Genomic DNA, 21,146 nt, shown 5'->3' on the forward strand with positions numbered 1-21,146 from the left:
ATGAACAACTAGCACGATTAAAGATAGAGAAAATTTTCGCGGCTCACTCAGATAACAAAATACCACCGCTGCTGATCAATCCTGATGGCATCGCTGTACACCTCTCGACATCTGGCAGCAGCGGCACGCCCACGCTACATGCAATGAGCTGGCGGCGCTTACTCACTCTCGCCCAAACAACCGCACAGCATTTCAAACACTGGCAGGGCAGCACTATTTTGGCCACAGTCCCCTCTCAGCATATGTATGGGCTGGAGCACCGCCTCTTTTGGGCGCTTCCTCTACAAGCCAATGTCCATGACCAGATGGCTCAGCTCCCCAGTGACATCCTAAAACGTTTAAGCCAATTAGGCACAGACTCTATACTCATTACCACCCCTTTTCACCTTAACGCTTGCGTTCAATCTGGCTTAAACTTTCCAAACATTCGTGGCGTCCTCTCCGCCACCGCCCCACTTAGCCAAAATCTGGCCAAACACGTCGAAGCATTATTTAAAGCGCCTGTTTATGAAATTTATGGCAGTACCGAAACCGGTGCCATCGCCACTCGACAAGCCGCCTATGAACAAGATTGGCAATTATTTTCAGGCCGAAGCATCATCAAAAAAGCACAACGATTTTACCTATCACAAACTCAAAGTGATGGCAGTCCCAATATTCTCACAGAGTTGCATGACACCATTGAGAATATCACCGATAATCGCTTTACTCTTGGGCCACGTAGTAACGATTTAATTAAAGTCGCAGGCAAACGCGCATCTCTTGCAGAACTCCATCATACCGTCAAAGAAATCTCTGGAATAAAAGACGCTGCTTTTTATTTACCCGAGCAAGAAAGTCATACAAAACTATATCAACGTCTAATCCTTTTTGTCTGCTTTGATGAAAAATTAGTCACAACCACAATGATCAAACAAAAAATCAAACAATATTTTGACCCTATCTTTGTCCCCAAAGAAATCTATAAACTAGAAGAGTTACCACGCAATGAAGTCAGCAAACTGACATTATCCTCTTTAAAAGAACTGTTAGAGCGTTGCCGTCATGAGATTTAATAAAAATCATGCGTGCTTTCAAGGTCACTTCGATCACCAGCCTATCGTTCCAGGTGCATATTTGCTGAGCTTAGCCATAGACTACATTTATCAAACCCATCCAACCATCACATCCTTACAAGTGATACAGGCTAAATTTCCACAGAGTTTAACGCCTGAGACTCACTATGAATGGCAGCTCACAGAACAAAAGCCGGGAATTTATATCATTCGAGCAAAAAACGACTCACAATTATTTTTACAAGCTCGCCTCAAAGGAGAGCTTCGATGAGCGCCTGGTTATCTCAGGCTGATCGCGGCAGTCTGATTGGCTTGCGCATCATGCTCAAGCTGATCTCTCTGCCTGGGGGTCGTCCTGTTGCTAAACTCATCATTTGGCTAATCAGCAGCTATTTTTTTGCTTTTCGATTCGCGGTCGTAAGGCCTCAAAGCAATTTTTACAGAAAATAAAATCGCCTCAAAAGGCCCGTTTTTACCACACGTTAAAGCATTATCATCATTATGGCATGACCATCATCGACCGTGCTTTTATGCTAACAGCCCCTAAAGAGCACTTAAACTTTTCCATTCATGGCCTAGAACATTTAAAACAACAAAAAACGGGTTATATTTTACTCGGTTCACACTTAGGCAGCTTTGAAGCGATGCGCTCACTCGCTATTTATCAAGCACAGACCACAGAAATTAAAGCACTAATGAATGTTGAACTTTCTTCTCATTTTAATTTATTAGCTAGCGAACTTAACCCAGAACTTGCAGATTTAATCATTCCAAGTGATGGCTTAAATGGTTTATTACAGGCCCAAAGTACTTTAGCAAGAGGCGGCTGCGTCGGTATTTTAGGCGATCGCAGCTATCCGAAAGAGCGAGTTCATCCATGCTCTTTTTTGGATGCATCACTTCAAATGCCATTAACGCCCTACTATCTCGCCAGCTTGGCTCAAGTGCCTATCCTCACGTTTTTCGCTCTTTATCAAGGCAAAAACCATTATGATATTTACATTGAGCCACTAATTCACCATATTCCAAATGACCGTAAAACACGCTTGACGATTATGCAAGCCGCAGCCACTCAATTTACAACACGTTTAGAAAAATATGCCAAAAAATTCCCTTACAATTGGTTTAATTTTTACAATATTTGGCAAAAAAACTAAATTAATGAGTTAAATTAATATGATTTATTTTTTCAAAAAATTTTAAAATTATTACTCCATTTTATTTAACCTTAAGCGTAACGCTATTTTTAATCTTAGGTCCGGCTGATGCAAGCGCTCAACAACCATCACAGACAAGCCAACTGCTTACAACCATTAGCCAACAGCTTTCTTCGCAGCCTAAACCACTAACGCTTTACTATTATGCCAAGCGTACGTTTTCATTCTCACACACCCCCGTTAATAGCCAAGGTCGAGTGACAATTCACTCTTCTGGCATCATCGAGCAGCAATTTATAGATCAAAAACAACAAAGTAGAAAAATAATCATCAAAAATGATCAGCTCTACTTTTATAGCAATAGTCAGTTAAGTCAAACCCTAACCATTAAAGACTATCCCTTACTCGAACAACTCGTCACCTCCCTTAGAAGCTTAACGAGTAATAGCAGCCAATCACTAAGCAATCACTACCTTATTAATCTAATTGGTACAAACCAGCATTGGTCGCTTATACTCATTCCCAAAAAAATTGAGCAAACAACAATTACACAAATTAAAATTACCGGTAACAGCAGCCAATTAAAAACCTTTGCTCTTAGCCAAAACAGTGGTGCAAAATGGAGCATGCGATTTACTCATGCTCCAATACCAACACAGGGTCAGAACTAACCTATGCCAACCATAAAGCTTCAACATTACAGCATCGTTTCAGCACTCGGTCTTGGTAAACAAGCTCAGCTTGGCGCATTACAGCAACAACAATCAGGACTCACTCCTTGCGACTATCCAGAAGCGACTATCAATAGTTATATCGGCAAAGTGACAGGCTTAGAATACGCTTTTGCCCCAGAAGCTCTTAAAGAGTATCAGTGCCGCAATCAACAAATTGTCCAACTTGCCCTAGAGACCGATGGCTTTATCGGTGCAGTAAATCAGGCAAAATCTCGTTATGGCACATCTCGTATTGCCACGCTCATCGGCACGACTAGCTCTGGCCTCGAAGAGGTTGAAAAAGCCTATCGCGCATCACATAACGGTCTGTGGCCTCAAGATTTTAATTATCGACGAACCTCTTATAATGGTGCAACCAGTGAATTTATCAGCCGCTACTTAGGACTCACCGGACTTCATTACACCATAGGCAATGCGTGCACCTCTAGCCTCAGTGTTTTTAACCAGGCAGCGCGCTTAATACGAGCGGGCATCGTCGATGCGGCTGTCGTTGGTGGCGTTGAAAGCCTATGCTTAACCACATTACAAGGCTTTAACTCATTAGAATTACTCAGCCCTGAACCCTGCCGCCCCTGTGATCAACACCGCAATGGCCTTAATATCGGTGAAGGCGCTGGGTTTATTTTACTCGAAAAGGCGAGCATAGCGACTGGAGACATCATTCTTGCCAGCAGCGGTGAAAGCAGCGACGCTCATCATATTTCCACCCCCTCAGCCGATGCAATCGGTGCAGTTTATTCCATGCAACAGGCGCTCAAACAAGCGAAGCTGCAAACTCAAGATATCGGCTATATCAACAGTCACGGCACCGCCAGCCTTGTCAACGACAAAGCAGAAGATCAGGCAATCTGCCAACTTTTTGGCAACAAAACACCTTATAGTTCAACCAAAGGCTGGACCGGTCACACCCTGGGGGCTGCCGGTGCAATCGAGACTATCTTTACCGCCTTAGCGCTAGAGCAACAAACCTTGTGGGGCACATTGAATTTACAAGAACAAGACAAAGCAATACAAGGTAACGTCATCAAGGAAAATACCCAAGCCAGCCTTAATCATGCCCTGGTACACTCCATAGGCTTTGGGGGCAATAACTCCAGTCTGATATTAAGCCGGGTGCGCTAACATGAAAATTTATATTGAAAAAATAGGCTTAATTCTTCCTGGCCTGCATCATTGGTCAGCATTTAAAAACTTCTGCCAAACTCAAGATCAGCGAGTAGCACTTAAGCAATGCGAGCCAGCTTTGCAGGTTGAAGGCGTCAACAAACGTGCTTTACAGCGCGTTCCTTATATTTGTCGCTTAGCACTCGCAGCACTATCACAAGCGATTGATATTAACACGACACAAGCCAAACAGCCGGTTGGAATCTTCGCCTCCAGTATTGGTGATAGCGCAACATTAGATCATATCTGCAACTCACTACTAGAATCTCCGCCCTATGTCTCACCATTAAAATTCAGCCATTCATTACTGAATACGGCCGCTGGCGTCTGGAGCATTCAAACCAATAATCATAGTCAAACAATCAGCCTATCGGCCTGTGAGTATAGCGCCGCTTGTGCGCTCTTAGAAACCGTATTACAAACACATATAGAAAATAAAAATACAATCGCTTGCTGCTATGATATTAATACCCATTTTCCAGATAATCCATTTATTAATATTCAAGACAGCGCTGCCATTGCTTGGCATGCAACTCCAATAAAAACAACTAACACACTCACAACGCTTAATATTCAAGTCATAGATCAGCAGGCTATTAACCAACAAGACAACTGGCAAAGCAAAGACAGCAGATTAAATACACTGTATTTAGAAAATCCTGCAGCAAAACTACTCCCTTTGCTCGAAGCCATCGCCTGCGAGCGCGAACACACAATTCAATTACAGCTATCGGCCGAGACGGCACTGAATATTGAGGTAAAGCCATGTTAATAGCAACTGGCCAAATTGCTGATTATTTACCGCATACCAGCCCTATGCTCTTACTTGAAAGTGCCAAACTACATGATAATACTAGGCTAAGTGCCTATAGCAATACCCACTTAAACTCGCCTCACCCTTTACATAATGACCACGGTCATTTAAGCATTTATACTGGAATAGAGTATGCAGCCCAAGCCGCCGCACTGCATATCGGCTTAACCATTACAAATACCCCCCCCCAATAAACCCCAATCCGGTGTTCTCGTCCAGGCCAAAAACTTAACCGCTTATCAGCGTTATCTTGATAGCAATTCATCAACGTTAACCATTCAGGTTGAACAACAAATTATTTTAAACTCTACTTTTTGCTACACCTTCTCTATTAAAGCGGCTAACCAACCCTGTTTAACAGGTGAAATTATGATACAACAAGGATAATAAAATACCATGAAAAAACGTGCATTAATTACCGGAGCGAGTGGTGTACTCGGCACAGCAATTACTCAGCGTTTAGCCAAAGATTTTGAAGTACTCGTCCATAGCCATAAAAATATTGCCAAAGGCAATCAGCTAGTTAAAGCAATCATTGATCAAGGTGGCAGTGCCCATATGCTAAACTTCGACTTAAATGATGGCAAACAAGTGCAAACCGCACTAAAACCTTACCAAGAAGAAAACAGCGCGATTCAAGTGCTGATCAATAATGCCGGCACCCATCAAGACACTCCGTTTGCCGGTATGAATAAAGACCAATGGCAGCACGTGATTAATACCCATTTAAATGGCTTTTACCATGTTACTCGAGAAATCATCATGCCAATGATGCGCACGCGCTGGGGCCGTGTTATTAATATTTCATCAGCCGCATCTGCGGGTAATCGTGGCCAAGTTAACTATTCTGCGGCTAAAGCTGGCTTAGAGGGCGCAACGCGTTCTCTCGCTTTGGAAGTCGCCTCACGGGGCATTACCGTCAATGCGGTCTCCCCTGGCATCATCGACAGCCAAATGATAGAAAATGCATTTCCTAAAGAGGAAATCAAACGCCTAGTTCCCATGAAACGCGCCGGGCAACCCGAAGAGGTCGCCGCCCTCGTTGGTTTTTTATGTTCTGAGGAAGCTAGCTACATTTCAGGCCAAACCATTGGCATCAACGGTGCCTTGCTTACAAGTTAATCCTATGGAAATTATTGCGATCATCCCAGCACTCAATGAAGAAAAAACGCTACAGGCCGTCATTGAAGGTACACTCGAATATATCCAAAATATTATTGTTATTAGCGATGGCTCAACCGATCGCACTCAAGCAATAATCAATCAATATCCAGTGCAATGTATTCAAAATCCAACACGCTTAGGTAAAGGCGCAAGCCTATTGAAGGCCTTTGCCCTAGCAAAAGAACAACAAGCCGATGCAGTACTCACTCTCGATGCTGATGGTCAGCACCTCCCTCAATTTCTCCCTGATTTTATTAATGCAGCAACCCATTACCCTGAATCATTGCTTATCGGCGTCCGCCAAAATAAAACCGCTCATGCACCGAAATTACGCCACATGGCCAACTGCATTGCTGATTTTTGGATTTCATGGGCAGCAGGGTCACGCTTAAAAGACACCCAATGCGGCTATCGACTTTATCCGATCAAAAGCCTGCCCAAAACCTCAGAACAGTGCTCCTTAAGTGATGGTTTTAGTGATGAAAGCCGGTTATTAATCAATAGCCTCTGGCAAGGCTACTCTTGCTTGGGCGTGCCAATTTCAACGATTTATAAAGAAGACGCTCGCCCGAGCTATTTTCACCCCAGTAAAGATGTGATGAGAATCATCCGCATTGTCGCGACTAAACTTTTACAAAAAAAATTTAACCTTCCTGGACTTTATCAGGTAATTTTTGGCCCACCCATGACCATTTTAAATAATAACTTACTAAAACAAGCAAAAGAAGAGCGCTATAATGATTGAGTTTATTAATGTCAGTAAGCACTATAAAGGGCAAGCAGCTCCGGCTATAGACACTTTAAATTTAACCATAGCACAAGGTGATTTTTTTGGTTTGCTCGGCCCCAATGGCAGCGGTAAAACCACGCTATTTTCCATGCTTGCAGGTTTATTAAAACCCTCTAAAGGCCAAATTCGTATCAATCAATGCCCTGCAACCCAACAAAAAAAAGTCATCGGCTTTGTCCCGCAACATATTGCCCTGTATCCACATTTAACCGTCAAAGAAAATATCCAATACTTCGCAAGCCTGTATGGTTTAACGGGTAAGACGCTAACGAGCCAAGTCAATCAAGTCATTCAATTTACTAAACTTGAAAAATATACTGACCTTTCCCTATCCAAATGCTCAGGAGGTATTCAACGTCGCGCCAATATTGCAGCAGGCATCGTCCATCAACCACAGTTACTCCTACTCGATGAGCCGACCGCTCATATTGACCCTTATTCACGTAACATTATTTTCGACGCATTACTTTCCTTGCACCAACAAGGCACAACTCTCATTTATACCAGTCACTATCTAGAAGAAGTTGCCAAACTATGCAACCCTATCGCCATACTCGATACGGGTAAAGTCTTGGCACACGGTAGCTGCCAAGAAGTAATCAAACAAAGCCACGCTGATAATTTAGGCGATGCCTTCTTAGAACTCACCGGAAAACAGCAATCATGTTAATTTTTACCCATTTTCAAAAAAGAACTTAAATTACTCTGGCGAGACCGACTCGGCATGCTCACCTTATTTGCTATGCCAGCCATTTTTTTGCTGGTCATCTCTATCATTCAATTTCATACTCTCGAGCAAAACGGCCCGTCTTTAACGCTTTACCTCATCAACCAAGATTCAGGAAAACTCAGCAAACAATTTATTACAACAATAAAAAAACAGCCGAGCATTGATATAAAAACACTAAACCCCAAAGAAACAAGATTAATTCAGCGTGCCAAAAAACAGGTTGCTTCTCATGCAAATCGAGTTTTAATTGAGATCTCCGCCGATGCCAGTGAGAAATTTAGCCAAATCATTAAACAACAGAGCATCGGTCAATCAAGTGCCCAAAAAAGCCACACCCATTATCACAATCACCACCAGCCCCACAGCACCGCATGTATTCATAGAGTCACTGCATGAGCAAATCAATAAGGCATTAACCGAACTTCAACTTCAAACCGCACAGAGTGTCATGAGCGAGGTCTTAGGCACTCCAATCAAGCCACCTGCAAACCTCACTGGTTTCATCCATTTTAATCATCCAAACGCACATCAAGATAATAACTCAACGATTATCCACAATGTCAGCGCTTGGGCCGTTTTTGGCATGTTTTTTATTATTATCCCTGCGGCAGGCACCTTACTACGAGAACGTGATTGCGGCGTATTAGATCGCATCTTTATCGCTCCAGCACATAAAGCTGGCTTTTTACTGGGCAAAATGTTGAGTTACCTCGTGATTAATCTCTGCCAGCTACTATTAATGTTTGTTATCGCTTATTTTATCTTTCCGTTGTTACACTTGCCGGCATTAGAGTTAACAAGCCTAGCCCTATTACTCAGCTTAACCAGCGGCTTGGTTATCTCTATCACCGCCGCCTGCACTGCCATTCTTTTAGGCAGCTGGCTAAGAAGTTATGAACAAGTCTCAAGCATCGGTAGTTTATTTGTCATTGTCGCCGCCGCCATCGGTGGCATTATGGTGCCAACTTATCTGATGCCAGAGAACTTACAGCTCATCAGTCACTACTCCCCACTCTATTGGGCACAACAACTCCTTTGGCAATCCTTAAATCATAACTTCCCCAGCCTGCTGCTCATTGGCAACTCATTGTTATTTGCTGTTGTTTGCTTTTTAGTGGGTAGTTATAAACTCTCAAAAATCTCTGAGCGCTAAATGCTATACCTTAGAATCTTCCTTGTTATCGCTTATCCACTGATTATTTTCTTAGCAATTAAATCAGGCATCAGTTCAATTACAGTACTTTTCTTAATCAGTTTTTTACTTTTTCATAGCTATAAACAACTCCTCAAAAAAAATTACCTTAACTTGATTATATTATTTGCGCTGTTGATTGCTCTGTGTTTTGCCTTTTTTTATGCTCACGCCATCACTTTAAAGCTCACTCCTGCTTTTATTAACTTTGCCATCGCTGCTATTTTTTTAGCAAGCTTAAAGAAAGAATCCCCTTTGATTGCCCAATACGCTAAGCTTGAACGCTCGCCTTTGCCTTCCCAGGTTCAAGCTTACTGCCGGCAGATGACGCTTGCTTGGGGCGTGTTTCTAACCGCTCAAGGCATGATTTGTATTTTACTCAGTGTCTATACCAGTAATTTTATTTGGCTACTTTACACTGCGATTATTAACTATATTATTACTGGGCTTTTTTTCATTCTTGAGTATTATTACCGCAGCTACCGATTTCCTGAGCGCGCTCATGGCTTAATTAATAGCATTAAAAATACAATCATTCACTCCCCAAAAGTGATAAAAAACAACCTCAAGCCCTAGCGCATTCTAAATGCTCATAATACTTGAAAAAACAGCAACTTTTGATTTACACTGCCCTAACATTAAATGAACAAAAGGATTTGATACATCAACACACGCCCATTATATACGCTTTTGGCAAGTTAACGCATGAACAGTGTAACACCCGCTATTAAGCTTAATTTAAGCAAAGCTCGCTATTCTTCCGAGTCAAGCTGCCGGATTTTAGTTATAATGATCAAAAATTTAATCATAACTAATTTTTGGCGAATAAGGCGCTCATGTGAGGGGCACCAAGTCAAAAATATAAGTTTTTATAAAATAGGATAAAAAGCATGAAAAAACTCAAGTTACTCTTAATCGCAACTTTAGTCGCTGTTGTCGCAGGATGTTCAACTACACTGTATAATGTCAACAATCACCCTGTCCCCAACAGTATCACCTCCCCTCAAATGAAAAAAGCAATCTTAACGGCTGGTGGGCAGATCGGCTGGAAGATGACAGAAGTCAAACCAGGACTGATTAAAGCAACCTATGCTCAAGGCAAACACCTTGCTGTAGTCAATATCAAATATAGCACTCAATCCTTCAGCATTACCCGTGCCAACAGTGCGGGCTTCGAATACGACGCTAAAAACAGCACTATTCGCCGCCACTATAACTGGTGGATCAGCAACCTTGAGAAGAAAATCATCGCTCAAGTTAACTTAGCTGCCCATTAATCATATAATTAATAATTCGCACAGAAGTCATATTTACTTCTGTGCCTTATTGTCCCTGGTTATTAAATATAAAAAGGTAAACACGTGGAACAGACCCCTTTTCAATTAGAAATTGCTCAACTCATGGTTGAAGTCTTGCACCTAGACATGGCCGCAGAGCAAATTTCCCCAGAAGAGCCTCTTTTCAGTGACGATGGCCTTGCCCTAGATTCTATCGATGGTTTAGAACTTGCCACTGTTTTAGAAAAAAAATACAGCTGTGGCTTACGCTCAGATGATAAGAGCAATGATCAAGCATTTACTTCTCTTGCCACGCTCGCCGCCTTCGTTGAAAAAAATAAAACGAAATAATATGAACTCGGCTAGCGAACAAGATTATTCTTATGTCGCCGATACCAAGATCGGTGTGTGGTTTTTAAAGACAAGAACCTGGCGAGACCAAGTATTACGTGCTGCAATTAAACAATTAGAAGGTTTAATCCCAGAAAAACAGCCTCGCTATCACACAATATTAGATATCGGCTGTGGCCATGGCTTAAGTTTCAGGCTGTTACAACGTCGCTTCCACCCTAAAAAAATCATCGGCTTAGATATAGAAACCACCGATATGGGCCCACAAGCACGCCATGCTGCCAAAACATGTGCCTGTACGACTGAGATTCTTCATAATCATGCCGCTAAAATCAATCTGGCAGATCACTCTGTTGACCTTATCTTTTGTCACCAGGCATTTCACCATATTGTGGAGCAAGAACAAGCGCTAAATGAGTTCTATCGCCTCTTAAAGCCAGGCGGATTACTCCTATTCGCTGAGTCTACGCGTAGCTATATCCACTCTTGGAGCATTCGGTTATTTTTTCGCCACCCCATGCATGTTCAACGTGATGCTGCTGAATATATCCATATGATCAAAAAAGCCGGCTTTAAGCTTGATCAAAACCACACCTCAACCCCCGACCTCTGGTGGGCGCGTTCAGACTATGGCTTAATTCATAAGTTATTTGGCTATAAAAAGCCACTAAAAGAGCCTAAACTCCTTAATTTAGTCGCTATAAAACCATGACAAACTCTGATACCAATGCTAACACCAACTATGATGTCATCGTTATCGGCGGAGGGCCAGCAGGTACAACAACAGCTTCATTACTCGCGCAGCAAGGCTGGGATGTTGCCTTATTTGAAAAAACAGAGCACCCGCGTTTTCATATTGGTGAATCGCTACTTCCCATGTCCATGCCCTTGCTCAAAAAGTTAGGCGTTTATGATCAAATTGAAAGTATCGGCCAACGCAAGCTAGGGGCCAGTTTTTTTTCAGAAACGCATGATCAGCATAAATCCTATTTATTTAAAAACTCGCTCACTAAAGACACCCCTCATGCTTTTCAAGTTAAACGGGCGAGCTTTGATGCCACTTTATTCCATGCTTGCAAAAAACACGGTGTTAGCTGTTTTGAAAACACGCAAGTCACTCACTGTGAGCTCAACGCTGAAAAGCCCACGATCACAGTCCTTCATAAAATAAAAAGTAAAGATAATACAGTTATAACAAAAGAAAAAATCTATCAAAGTCGCTTTATTATTGATGCCAGTGGTCGCGATACTTTTATGGCCAGTAAATATAAAATTAAGCAAGCCAATCCAAAACATCGCAGCGCCGCTATCTTTGCTCACTTTTCAAGCGCTACAGAATTTCCTGAATTATCCTCGGGAAATATCGGCGTTTATTGGTTTAAGCATGGTTGGTGCTGGCTCATCCCTTTTAGCGATGGCACTGTCAGCGTCGGTGCTGTTTGTAGCCCTGAGTATTTGAAAACTCGTCGAGGTAACTTAGATCAATTTTTACGTGATACCATTAAATTATGCCCTAAACTCACGACACACCTAAACACTGCAACACTAATCAATCAAGCTCAAGCCACAGGAAATTACTCTTATTTGTCCAGTAAAATCTATGGCAAAAACTACTTAGCCGTCGGAGATGCCTTTGGCTTTGTTGACCCGGTATTTTCCAGCGGCGTGCATATCGCATTGCGATCTGCATTTAAAGCCGCCGAAACTATCGATATTTGCTTAAAATCTCCAAAGCAACAAGAACAGGCGTTAAAAAGCTATAGTAAATTTGTCCAACGCGGCATCAAAGGCTTTGCCTGGATGATTTATCACATGCTCTCCCCAAGCTTCCAACATTTATTTATGAACTCTAAAAATACATTTCGTGTTGAAGAAGCCATTATTTCCATCCTATCCGGTGATGTTTTCGATAACACACAAGTCCGATCACGACTCTTCTTATTTCAGTGCTTCTATCATATCCACAAGCTATTTCATACACTCAAACGCTAATATTGCCCTTTTAAGCCTCAGCAGTTGCCTGATAATTTAAAACAGTGCTAGGGTATGATTAAGATCACTGCCAAAGGGCTATATTTTACAATGACAACTCGAGATCTTGTCGGTTACGGCTCAAAGCCCATTCAGCCAAAATGGCCTGACCAGGCACAAATTGCCATTAATTTTGTTGTAAACTATGAAGAAGGGGCTGAAAGCAATGTTATTCACGGCGATGCTCAGTCAGAAAGTTACCTCACCGATTTACCAGGAATAACTCCTCTTTCTAATCAACGTCATTTGTCCAGTGAGTCTATGTTTGAATATGGCTCACGCTGTGGCATTTGGCGGTTATTAAAACTATTTGATGATAAAAATATTCCAATCACTTTTTTTGCTACAGGCTTAGCCCTTGAGCTTAACCCACTTCTTTGTGACTACTTAAAAAACAGCTCTCATGAAATCGCCGGCCATGGCTATCGTTGGATTAGCTACCAAAATTTTACTAAAGCTGAGGAAAAAATTCATTTTCAAAAAACACTGACTATTATCAAAGAGAAAACCAATAAAGCCGTTTCTGGCTGGTATACTGGTCGTCGCAGCCCATTTACTCGTGAATTAATTATAGAGCATGGTTTAAAATATGACTCTGAAAGCTATAGCGATGATTTGCCCTATTGGCTAAAAAACAAGGGCAATAATACATCACATTTAATCATTCCCTATACACTCGATTGCAATGATGGCCGTTATGCCATGCAACCTGGCTGGAACTCAGGAGAAGACTTTCTGAACCACCTTAAAAATACCTTTGATTGTTTATATCAAGAAGGTAAAACATCACCCAAAATGATGAGTGTTGGCTTACACCCAAGGTTATCTGGCCGACCCGGTCGCAGTGAAATTATTAAAAAATTCATAGATTATATCTTACGCCATAAAAACATTTGGCTTTGTACAAGAGAAGAAATAGCCCATCACTGGTACAACAACCATCCTTCTAATTAAATTAATATATTAAACCAGGAGAAATACATGGATAATTACGTAATCTCAACCATGACCGAAGCTGAAGTGCAAATTGCTATTGATTGGGCAAGAAAAGAAGGTTGGAATCCAGGTCTTAATGATGCAAAATGTTTTTACCTATCCGATTCACATGGTTTTTTCAAAGGTGAGCTCGATGGTGAAATCATCGCTGTCGGTAGTGCGGTGATTTACGACTCTCATTTTGCTTTTTGTGGTTTATACATAGTAAAAGAAGAGTTTCGCGGTAAAAATTATGGCTTTCCCCTTACCAAGGCGCGCTTAGATTATGTTGGTGATCGACTTGTTGGCCTTGATGGCGTGTTAGAAAAAATATCAACTTACGAAAAAATTGGCTACAAAAATGTTTACTGTAATGCTCGATTTGAACTTTTAGAGCCGATTAAACAAGAAATTCCAGAAAATTCAAATATTATAAATATTGCTAAAGTTCCATTACAACAATTACTTGATTACGATCGAGAATGCTTCCCTGCGTATCGAGAACAGTTTTTAAAATTTTGGATCAATCAAGCCGGTGCATTTTCCTATGCTTATATGGATAATAATCAACTACAAGGCTATATCGTCATGCGGCCTTGTTATCAAGGATATAAAATAGGTCCACTATTTGCAGATGATTTTGATCAAGCCGAAGCTTTATTTTTAGCCGCCTGCTCACAAGCTGAAAGTTTCCCTATTTATTTAGATATTCCCTTACCCAATGACGCTGCCAAAAAACTCGTTGATAAATATAAAATGAAACAAGTCTTTGCTACCAATCGTATGTATAAAAATGGCCAGCCTGATATTAATTTAAATAAAGTATTTGGAATCACAACGTTTGAGTTGGGGTGATAATGAAATGCAAGAAATAATTGAATTAGACTGCAATCAAGCTAGAGAGTTTTTCTTAAAGTCTAAAAGCTATTCCAAAATAGAACTCCCACCTTACTTTGACTTTTTCTATTGCTCTAAATAAAATTAATGATATGCTTTCCTCTAAAAGCATTAACAATCTAGCAGACTGTTACGCTTCCGAAATCAAGCCCCGCCATGTAAATACCAATCACAATATACTAATTAATAAAGATGGAAAATATACTTGGCGCTCCCTTTGCTTAATCCATCCATTACTTTATATTGACTTAGTCAGAGAGATTACGAAAGAAACCAACTGGTCACTCATACAGTCAAAATTCGACGACTTTAAAAGCAACCCAAAAATTACTTGTATGAGTTTACCTCAAGTTGAAATATTTGAGCCATATGGTATTGGCTCACGTATTGCATTTTGGCTAGAGCATGTTGAAAAAGAGTCAATTCGATCATCACTAGATTTTCAATTTATTCTTCATACTGACATTGCAAACTGCTACCCATCTATATACACACATTCAATTGCTTGGGCATTGCACGGTAAGGAGTTTGCAAAAAAACACAGAAGCTGTAAGAAGCTTCTTGGTAATAAAATTGATAAAAAAATAAGACAATTAAACTTTGATCAAACTAATGGAATTCCTCAAGGCTCAGTCCTGATGGACTTTATCGCTGAGATAGTTCTTGGTTGCCTTGATAGAATACTATCCAATAAATTAGATGATAGTGGAATTGGTAAGTATAAAATAATCAGGTACAGAGATGACTATCGAATTTTTTCAAATGACAGAGAAGAGCTTGCAAAAAATTTCTAATATATTGACACAAGCTATTGCAGATTTCGGATTCCAGCTCAACCCTACTAAAACAATACAGTCTAGCGATATTATATGCAGCTCGATTAAAAGTGATAAATTAAATTATATTCGATATAATCATTGTAAGCCATTAGAAGGAGACCTAGATAACCAACTATTATTTATAAAAATGTTTAGTAATGACTTTCCCAGTTCAGGTAAGGTAAAGGCCTTATTAAGTAATATCCTTACACAGATTGAAGAAAACAATGCACTATATAATGATCCCATTTTAACAATAAGTATTATTACTGATATTATCTCTAGATGTCCATCAAACTACCCAGTAGGTACAGCTATTTTAAGCCACCTCCTAAATGACTTTAATAACATAAGCAAACAAAAAGAAATAGCAAAAAAATATATAAAAAACTCACTAGCTCATCACTAAATACCAGCTATTTAGAAATATGGGTACAAAGAATCACGTATCACCTAAATGAAGATTTAGGCTTAAAAGAAAAACTTTGTAAAAGAATTAATAACGACAATAAAATAGAGCTGTGGAATTCAGACTGGCTAAATCATAAAGATCTAAAGAATGCTATTACAAATACAAGCATACATGATGCTGATAAGCTAAACCAATGTGGGCCGAGAGTCTCATCATCTGAAGTCAACCCCTTCTCCATTTATTAACCTTCTGAGAGGCTCGATAAAAAGCCCCTCAAAAGCTAATTACTCAACCACCTCACCCTGCGCCTGCAAATCCGCATGGTAGGAAGAACGCACCATCGGGCCACTAGCCGCATTGGTAAAGCCGATGCTTTCAGCAAATTCCTTATATTCAGCAAACTCGCTTGGGGTAACATAACGAGAAACTGGCATATGAAAACGTGAGGGTTGTAAATACTGGCCAACAGTTAGCATTTCTACGTCATGATCACGTAAATCTTGAATCACCTGCAGGACTTCTTCTTTGGTCTCACCAAGGCCGACCATAATGCCTGATTTCGTTGCGACATTTGGGTTACGTGCCTTGTATTTTTTAAGCAAGTCTAGCGACCATTGATAATCAGAACCTGGGCGTGCTTGGCGATATAAACGCGGCGCGGTTTCCAAGTTATGATTAAAGACATCGGGCGCTTCTGTGGTTAATACATCAATTGCTACGTCCATGCGACCACGAAAATCTGGGACTAGAATCTCAACACGGGTATTCGGGCACAATGTACGCACTTCACGCACACACTCGGCAAAATGATTTGAACCGCCATCACGCAAATCATCACGATCGACTGAAGTGATGACGACATATTTTAACTGCATCTCTTTAACTGATTCTGCTAAGTGCTTAGGCTCAGAGGCATCGAGTGCATCCGGACGACCGTGGGCCACATCACAAAAACTGCAACGACGGGTACATTTATCACCCATAATCATAAAGGTCGCGGTGCCATGGCCAAAGCATTCGGGCAAATTAGGGCAAGCGGCTTCTTCACAGACACTGTGCAATTTACGATCACGCAGGCGTTGTTTTAACTCGGCGACTTTGTTATTTGATGGGAGTTTAACGCGTATCCAATCAGGTTTGGGTAAGCGCTCTGTGGTCGGCTCAATTTTCACTGGAATACGGGCAAGTTTTTCCTCGCCACGTTGCTTACGATACGGGTCTTTTTTTGTTTTTACTTCACTCATTTATCCCATCCAACTTTATGCTCAGTCGCTGTATAGCCTAAGCGTGATGATAATTGTTCAATCAAAGCATTGGCAGCAATATCAATAGAATCTGGTCCACCCAGATGACTGACTTGTGTGACTTGTAAACCTTCATAACCACATGGGTTGATGCGATCAAAGGGCTCTAAGTCCATACTCACGTTCAAACTGAGGCCATGATAGCAACAACCACGGCGAAACCGCAAACCCAGCGCTGAAATCTTTGCGCCCTCAACATAAACGCCAGGAGCCTTGTCACGCAAATGACTGTCGATTCCCCATGATTTGAGAATGTTTTGCACCGAAGACTCGATCAGGCAAACTAAACCGCGTACCCCTATTTTTAGGCGGCTGATATTCAATAAACAGTAGATAACAAGCTGACCTGGGCCATGATAGGTCACCTGACCACCTCGGTCCGTCTGAACAATCGGGATATCACCTGGATTTAAAACATGTTCGCTCTTACCGGCTTGGCCTTGAGTAAACACGCGCGGATGTTCAACCACCCATAGCTCATCTAAGCACGCATCCGTGCGGTTATGGGTAAACTCTTTCATCTTCTGCCAGCTTTCCTCATAGGCAACCTGCCCCAGCCAGCGTATATTCAACGGCGTATTCATCACTGCCCTCACGCTTTAGAGGGCTTTATTATGCCAGAGCTTTCTCCTGCTGATAATAGCTAATCATCTGTCGCCATAGCGGACCAGGCTTGCCATCTGCAATAAGCTGTTGATTTACCTGAACGATGGGTTGAACCTCTTTTGTTGAGCTCGTCAACCAAACTTCATCGGCGCTGAGCAAATCGTCCACACTAATCACAGTTTCTTGAAATTTTAAACCCTGATTTTTTAGCGAGATCTAACACACATTGACGAGTAATGCCGCCTAGGATATTATCTTTCGGTGGTGTTAAGATCACCTTATTCTTAACGATAAAGACATTCGATGAAGTCGCCTCAACAACATTACCCCCTCGTAGCAAAATAGCCTCAGCCGCATTATTATCCCGGGCATATTGATTGGCCATCGCATTGGCTAGCAAATTGACTGACTTAATATCACAGCGCTGCCACCGCTCATCCTCGCAAGTCACGACATTCGCTCCTGGATAGTTCGCATCGCCGTAATCGGGAGGGGTTAACGGCATGCTATAGGCAAACACCGTCGATTCACTCTGGTCTGGAAAGGCATGATTACGCACCGGCGCATAGCCCCGAGTAACTTGTAAATAAACCGCCTGATCATCGCCCAAGCGTTCGCTATTGCTTTCAATGAGCTGATTGAGTATCTCTAGCCATTCGGCTCTGGACAGTGGGTTTTCGATGCGAGTTTGATCCAGGCTATTTTCTAAACGAATTAAGTGCTCTTCACCTTTAAACAAACGCCTGTTATAAACGGGAATCACTTCATAAACGCCATCGCCAAATAAAAAGCCGCGATCCAGCGGCGAGACTTTAACCTCATCGAGCAACATAAACTGATTATTATAATAAGCCTGCATGATTGACCTCTTATCCAAATAATTGATGGAAAAACAGGCTGACCTGCCCTGAAATTTTCGTCCACATACCGCCTTCTTTCGCATTATCTAAGGCGACGAGTGGCCGTTCTAAAATTGTTTTTCCTTTAAAACTGATTACTAAACGACCATAACTCTGCCCTTCGATCACAGGTGCTTTTAGATAATTGGCAATTTTCAAAGAGGCTTTTAAGTCTTTTGCTTCGCCATAAGGAACGGTGAGATAAAGGTTTTCTTTTAAGCCTAATTTCACTTGTTCTGTGGCACTTAGCCATACTTTAGGTGTGGCAATCACTTGATCTTTTTTATAGAGCAAGCGGTCTTCAAAAAAGCGAAAACCATAAGTGAGTAATTTTTGGCTTTCATTCACACGCGCGCGTTCATTTTTACTGCCCATCACCACAGCGATTAAACGCATACCGTCGCGCTTGGCCGAAGAAATTAAGCAATAGCCAGCATCTTTGGTATAACCGGTTTTAACTCCATCAGCCCCCTCAAAATGCCAAAGTAAACGATTACGGTTAGGTTGCTTAATTCCCGACCAAGAAAACCATTTTTGCGAATATAGCTGATATTCTTTAGGATAATTTTCAATTAAATCCCGAACTAAAATTCCTAGATCTCGCGCGGTTGTTTTACCTTCTATATGGGGCAATCCTGTCGTATTAGTAAAATTCGTTTGTAGCATACCCAAACGTTTAGCAACACGGTTCATCAAAACGACAAAAGCATCTTCACTGCCTGCCACATATTCAGCAAGGGCCACCGTGGCATCATTACCCGATTGCACAACCATGCCTTGTAATAAATCTTTGACGCTGACGCTATCACCCGCTTTCACAAACATCCGCGAACCACCTGTCTTCCAAGCTTTGCGGCTAATCCTCACTTTATCCGTCGTTTTAATTTTGCCATCGCGCAACGCTTCGGCAACAACATAATAAGACATCACTTTGGTTAAGCTTGCCGGAGAGAGACGTTCATCCGGATTGCCACTAGCAAGCACTTGACCACTATTGTAGTCCATCAAAATCCAAGACTTAGCCTGAACATTAATCGGTGGCACCATGTTTCTTGGCAAAGATAAATACATCTTGCTTGGATAGTTTAGTTTCTGCGCCGGTGCTTTTTCTGCCTTGCTAGCTTCTGTATTTGCTGCGGATGCTGCAAATCCTGGCCCTGCGAAAACTAGGCTTCCTGCCATACAAAACAGCCATAATGTTTTTCTCATCTGTATCCCTCCAAAGCATTTATCACTAAGTCATCACTATCATTGTATCCCGATAGCCATTACGACTTAATTTAATCTGTAATCGCAATGTCGCCTTTAAGCTCATCAATGGCCCCACTCTTATAATATTAAACCCATTTTTACGTTTAAGATAAATTCTATACTCTCCAGTCAATGACCTTAAGCTTTCTATCGTACTAATCGCATCTTCATACTGCTTAAACGCCGCGACTTGTAAATAGCGGGTAAAGCCTGGACTTTCAGATTTTGACATAATTTTAGGCTGAGCATGAGGCGTTCTAGTATTTAGCTCTGTTTTGGTTTTTTTTCATCGTTTGATGTTGATACGGCATTTTTTTAGCGTTAGGCAATACCGTCGGTGTTAACGTCTCAACCGGAGCCATCGCCCAAGCATGACTATACGTCAGCACCAATACATAAAAAACTGCTGAACAAAACTCTATTAATTTTTTCACAACCCACCTTTAATACTAAAACGCCCTAAATTTAAAATACCTGCTTAAGAACGCTTCTTCTGGCTTTCTTTAAGTGCTAAACGACGATAATGCACAATTTCCTGACTTAAGTCATACACGGCCATCGCATATTTTTGGCTATGGTTATAACGGGTAATGGCATAAAAATCCTGAAAAGCCAGCCAATACTCAGAACCATTTTTACCATCAAGCTCAATGAGTGCCGCTTTTAAGCTAGAGTCCACTTTATCTTGTGGATAAATACCGAATTTGCGCAATTGAGCAATAGTATATTTTGGCTTAATACCCATTTTAATGATTTGCTGGAATTTACGACCAGAGACGTTTGCTTTAACTGCAATGGGTCGATTACCCTGCCAGCCATGCTTCTTAAAATAATTAGCAATACTGCCAATGACATCGGCATCATTATTAAATAAGTTTTTATGCCCATCCCCAGAAAAATCCACAGCATAATGCCGATAACTGCTTGGCATAAATTGTGGTAAACCTAAAGCACCAGCATAAGAGCCCTGTATTTTTAGTGGGTTCATTTTTTGATCACGCATTAATAGTAAAAATTGTGTTAATTCACGCTTAAAAACTTACTGCGCCTTTTGTAATCAAAAGCTAAGGTTGTCAGCACGTTAAAAGTTGGAAAGCCACCGACATTTTTTCCATATGAACTTTCAACACCAATAATGGCTAAAATAATTTGCGGGGGCACCCCATAAATTTGCTCTGCTCGCTTTAACCAATAGCTATTATTCTGCCAAAATTTAGCACCGGCTTTAGCGCGTTTATTAGAAACTAACCAACCGCGGTACTGCTGCCATGTCCATACTTTTTCTGCTGGGCGCTTTAATATTTTTAATGCACGATCATTAATCTTGACACCTGAAAACCAGTTTTCGACCTGTTGCTTTTTAAAGCCATGCTGCTTTACTAGGTTATTAATATATGCCTGAACATCAGCCCGTTTAATAAATGCAGTCTCCCCTGAAGCGGCATAATTTATCGCTAAAAAGCAATTCAAAAATATAAAAAGCCCGAGCCAATAACATCGTTTCATCTTAATCATTCCCCATCCA

At 41.3% G+C, this 21,146-nt stretch carries 28 protein-coding genes and 1 pseudogene; 21 read left to right on the forward strand and 8 right to left on the reverse strand.

What is annotated here, in order from left to right; all coding sequences use genetic code 11:
• Positions 1–59: 59 nt before the first annotated feature.
• From BGC07_RS07180 to BGC07_RS07285, 21 genes are all read left to right on the forward strand, one after another.
• Positions 60–1,055, forward strand: a complete 996-nt coding sequence (locus BGC07_RS07180) for an AMP-binding protein (protein ID WP_394332132.1) — start codon at positions 60–62, stop codon at positions 1,053–1,055.
• Positions 1,045–1,326 (forward strand): hypothetical protein, encoded by a 282-nt coding sequence (locus BGC07_RS07185; RefSeq protein WP_069312545.1) that lies wholly within the window; start codon positions 1,045–1,047, stop codon positions 1,324–1,326. The genes BGC07_RS07180 and BGC07_RS07185 overlap by 11 nt, the downstream gene beginning before the upstream one ends.
• Before the next feature lie 103 nt (positions 1,327–1,429).
• Positions 1,430–2,212, forward strand: coding sequence for an LpxL/LpxP family acyltransferase (locus BGC07_RS07195; protein WP_139121646.1), 783 nt, complete (start codon positions 1,430–1,432; stop codon positions 2,210–2,212).
• A gap of 257 nt (positions 2,213–2,469) precedes the next feature.
• A complete protein-coding gene (locus BGC07_RS07200; protein WP_069312548.1) occupies positions 2,470–2,883 on the forward strand; it encodes a hypothetical protein in 414 nt (137 codons plus the stop codon).
• A 3-nt stretch (positions 2,884–2,886) separates the two neighbouring features.
• Complete coding sequence (locus tag BGC07_RS07205) at positions 2,887–4,068, forward strand: beta-ketoacyl-ACP synthase (RefSeq protein ID WP_069312549.1); 1,182 nt, start codon at positions 2,887–2,889, stop codon at positions 4,066–4,068.
• A 1-nt stretch (position 4,069) separates the two neighbouring features.
• Positions 4,070–4,882, forward strand: a complete 813-nt coding sequence (locus BGC07_RS07210; RefSeq protein ID WP_069312550.1) for a beta-ketoacyl synthase chain length factor — start codon at positions 4,070–4,072, stop codon at positions 4,880–4,882.
• Positions 4,876–5,118: a hotdog family protein gene (locus BGC07_RS07215; RefSeq protein WP_069312551.1), complete on the forward strand. Its 243-nt coding sequence runs from the start codon at positions 4,876–4,878 to the stop codon at positions 5,116–5,118. The genes BGC07_RS07210 and BGC07_RS07215 overlap by 7 nt, the downstream gene beginning before the upstream one ends.
• 202 nt (positions 5,119–5,320) lie before the next feature.
• The gene (gene fabG / locus BGC07_RS07220; protein WP_069312552.1) at positions 5,321–6,046 is read left to right on the forward strand and encodes a 3-oxoacyl-ACP reductase FabG; all 726 of its coding nucleotides are present in this window, start codon (positions 5,321–5,323) and stop codon (positions 6,044–6,046) included.
• Positions 6,027–6,833, forward strand: coding sequence for a glycosyltransferase family 2 protein (locus BGC07_RS07225; RefSeq protein ID WP_069312553.1), 807 nt, complete (start codon positions 6,027–6,029; stop codon positions 6,831–6,833). The genes fabG and BGC07_RS07225 overlap by 20 nt, the downstream gene beginning before the upstream one ends.
• On the forward strand, positions 6,826–7,548 hold the full coding sequence (locus BGC07_RS07230) for an ABC transporter ATP-binding protein (protein WP_069312554.1): 723 nt from the start codon (positions 6,826–6,828) through the stop codon (positions 7,546–7,548). Before BGC07_RS07225 ends, BGC07_RS07230 begins: the two co-directional genes overlap by 8 nt.
• Positions 7,549–7,602: 54 nt before the next feature.
• A complete protein-coding gene (locus BGC07_RS20580; RefSeq protein WP_069312555.1) occupies positions 7,603–8,004 on the forward strand; it encodes a hypothetical protein in 402 nt (133 codons plus the stop codon).
• Complete coding sequence (locus BGC07_RS07240) at positions 7,925–8,761, forward strand: ABC transporter permease (RefSeq protein WP_158006887.1); 837 nt, start codon at positions 7,925–7,927, stop codon at positions 8,759–8,761. Before BGC07_RS20580 ends, BGC07_RS07240 begins: the two co-directional genes overlap by 80 nt.
• Positions 8,762–9,376: a COG4648 family protein gene (locus BGC07_RS07245; RefSeq protein ID WP_069312557.1), complete on the forward strand. Its 615-nt coding sequence runs from the start codon at positions 8,762–8,764 to the stop codon at positions 9,374–9,376.
• 314 nt (positions 9,377–9,690) lie between these two features.
• The gene (locus BGC07_RS07250; RefSeq protein ID WP_069312558.1) at positions 9,691–10,077 is read left to right on the forward strand and encodes a hypothetical protein; all 387 of its coding nucleotides are present in this window, start codon (positions 9,691–9,693) and stop codon (positions 10,075–10,077) included.
• 84 nt (positions 10,078–10,161) lie between these two features.
• Positions 10,162–10,428 (forward strand): phosphopantetheine-binding protein, encoded by a 267-nt coding sequence (locus tag BGC07_RS07255; protein ID WP_201258127.1) that lies wholly within the window; start codon positions 10,162–10,164, stop codon positions 10,426–10,428.
• 1 nt (position 10,429) lies between these two features.
• Positions 10,430–11,140: a class I SAM-dependent methyltransferase gene (locus tag BGC07_RS07260; protein ID WP_069312559.1), complete on the forward strand. Its 711-nt coding sequence runs from the start codon at positions 10,430–10,432 to the stop codon at positions 11,138–11,140.
• The gene (locus tag BGC07_RS07265) at positions 11,137–12,420 is read left to right on the forward strand and encodes an NAD(P)/FAD-dependent oxidoreductase (protein WP_069312560.1); all 1,284 of its coding nucleotides are present in this window, start codon (positions 11,137–11,139) and stop codon (positions 12,418–12,420) included. The genes BGC07_RS07260 and BGC07_RS07265 overlap by 4 nt, the downstream gene beginning before the upstream one ends.
• Before the next feature lie 90 nt (positions 12,421–12,510).
• Complete coding sequence (locus tag BGC07_RS07270) at positions 12,511–13,413, forward strand: polysaccharide deacetylase family protein (RefSeq protein ID WP_069313824.1); 903 nt, start codon at positions 12,511–12,513, stop codon at positions 13,411–13,413.
• Positions 13,414–13,440: 27 nt separating this feature from the next.
• A complete protein-coding gene (locus BGC07_RS07275; protein WP_069312561.1) occupies positions 13,441–14,289 on the forward strand; it encodes a GNAT family N-acetyltransferase in 849 nt (282 codons plus the stop codon).
• Positions 14,290–14,387: 98 nt separating this feature from the next.
• Positions 14,388–15,125 carry an RNA-directed DNA polymerase gene (locus BGC07_RS07280; protein WP_069312562.1) on the forward strand — a complete coding sequence of 246 codons (738 nt, stop codon included), beginning with the start codon at positions 14,388–14,390 and terminating at the stop codon, positions 15,123–15,125.
• Positions 15,073–15,558, forward strand: a complete 486-nt coding sequence (locus BGC07_RS07285; RefSeq protein ID WP_069312563.1) for a hypothetical protein — start codon at positions 15,073–15,075, stop codon at positions 15,556–15,558. Before BGC07_RS07280 ends, BGC07_RS07285 begins: the two co-directional genes overlap by 53 nt.
• A gap of 287 nt (positions 15,559–15,845) precedes the next feature.
• Here BGC07_RS07285 and lipA read toward each other — a convergent pair whose 3' ends face one another.
• The 8 genes and pseudogenes from lipA to mltB all read right to left on the reverse strand — a co-directional run bounded on the left by lipA (position 15,846) and on the right by mltB (position 21,136).
• Entirely contained in the window at positions 15,846–16,805 is a 960-nt protein-coding gene (lipA, locus tag BGC07_RS07290) for a lipoyl synthase (RefSeq protein WP_069312564.1), read from the reverse strand.
• Positions 16,802–17,449 (reverse strand): lipoyl(octanoyl) transferase LipB, encoded by a 648-nt coding sequence (gene lipB, locus BGC07_RS07295; RefSeq protein ID WP_069312565.1) that lies wholly within the window; start codon positions 17,447–17,449, stop codon positions 16,802–16,804. The genes lipA and lipB overlap by 4 nt, the downstream gene beginning before the upstream one ends.
• A 28-nt stretch (positions 17,450–17,477) precedes the next feature.
• Positions 17,478–17,639, reverse strand: a complete 162-nt coding sequence (locus BGC07_RS22045) for a hypothetical protein (protein ID WP_235603016.1) — start codon at positions 17,637–17,639, stop codon at positions 17,478–17,480.
• Position 17,640: 1 nt separating this feature from the next.
• Complete coding sequence (locus tag BGC07_RS07300; protein WP_235603017.1) at positions 17,641–18,330, reverse strand: aminotransferase class IV; 690 nt, start codon at positions 18,328–18,330, stop codon at positions 17,641–17,643.
• A 10-nt stretch (positions 18,331–18,340) separates the two neighbouring features.
• Positions 18,341–19,579, reverse strand: a complete 1,239-nt coding sequence (locus BGC07_RS07305; RefSeq protein WP_069312566.1) for a D-alanyl-D-alanine carboxypeptidase family protein — start codon at positions 19,577–19,579, stop codon at positions 18,341–18,343.
• A 25-nt stretch (positions 19,580–19,604) separates the two neighbouring features.
• Complete coding sequence (locus BGC07_RS22050; RefSeq protein ID WP_235603018.1) at positions 19,605–19,853, reverse strand: SPOR domain-containing protein; 249 nt, start codon at positions 19,851–19,853, stop codon at positions 19,605–19,607.
• Positions 19,854–19,878: 25 nt separating this feature from the next.
• Complete coding sequence (locus BGC07_RS22055; RefSeq protein ID WP_235603019.1) at positions 19,879–20,055, reverse strand: hypothetical protein; 177 nt, start codon at positions 20,053–20,055, stop codon at positions 19,879–19,881.
• A 44-nt stretch (positions 20,056–20,099) separates the two neighbouring features.
• Positions 20,100–21,136, reverse strand: a pseudogene (gene mltB / locus BGC07_RS07315) (lytic murein transglycosylase B).
• Positions 21,137–21,146: the final 10 nt, after the last annotated feature.

This window comes from Piscirickettsia litoralis (genome assembly GCF_001720395.1).
GTDB classification, from domain to species: domain Bacteria; phylum Pseudomonadota; class Gammaproteobacteria; order Piscirickettsiales; family Piscirickettsiaceae; genus Piscirickettsia; species Piscirickettsia litoralis.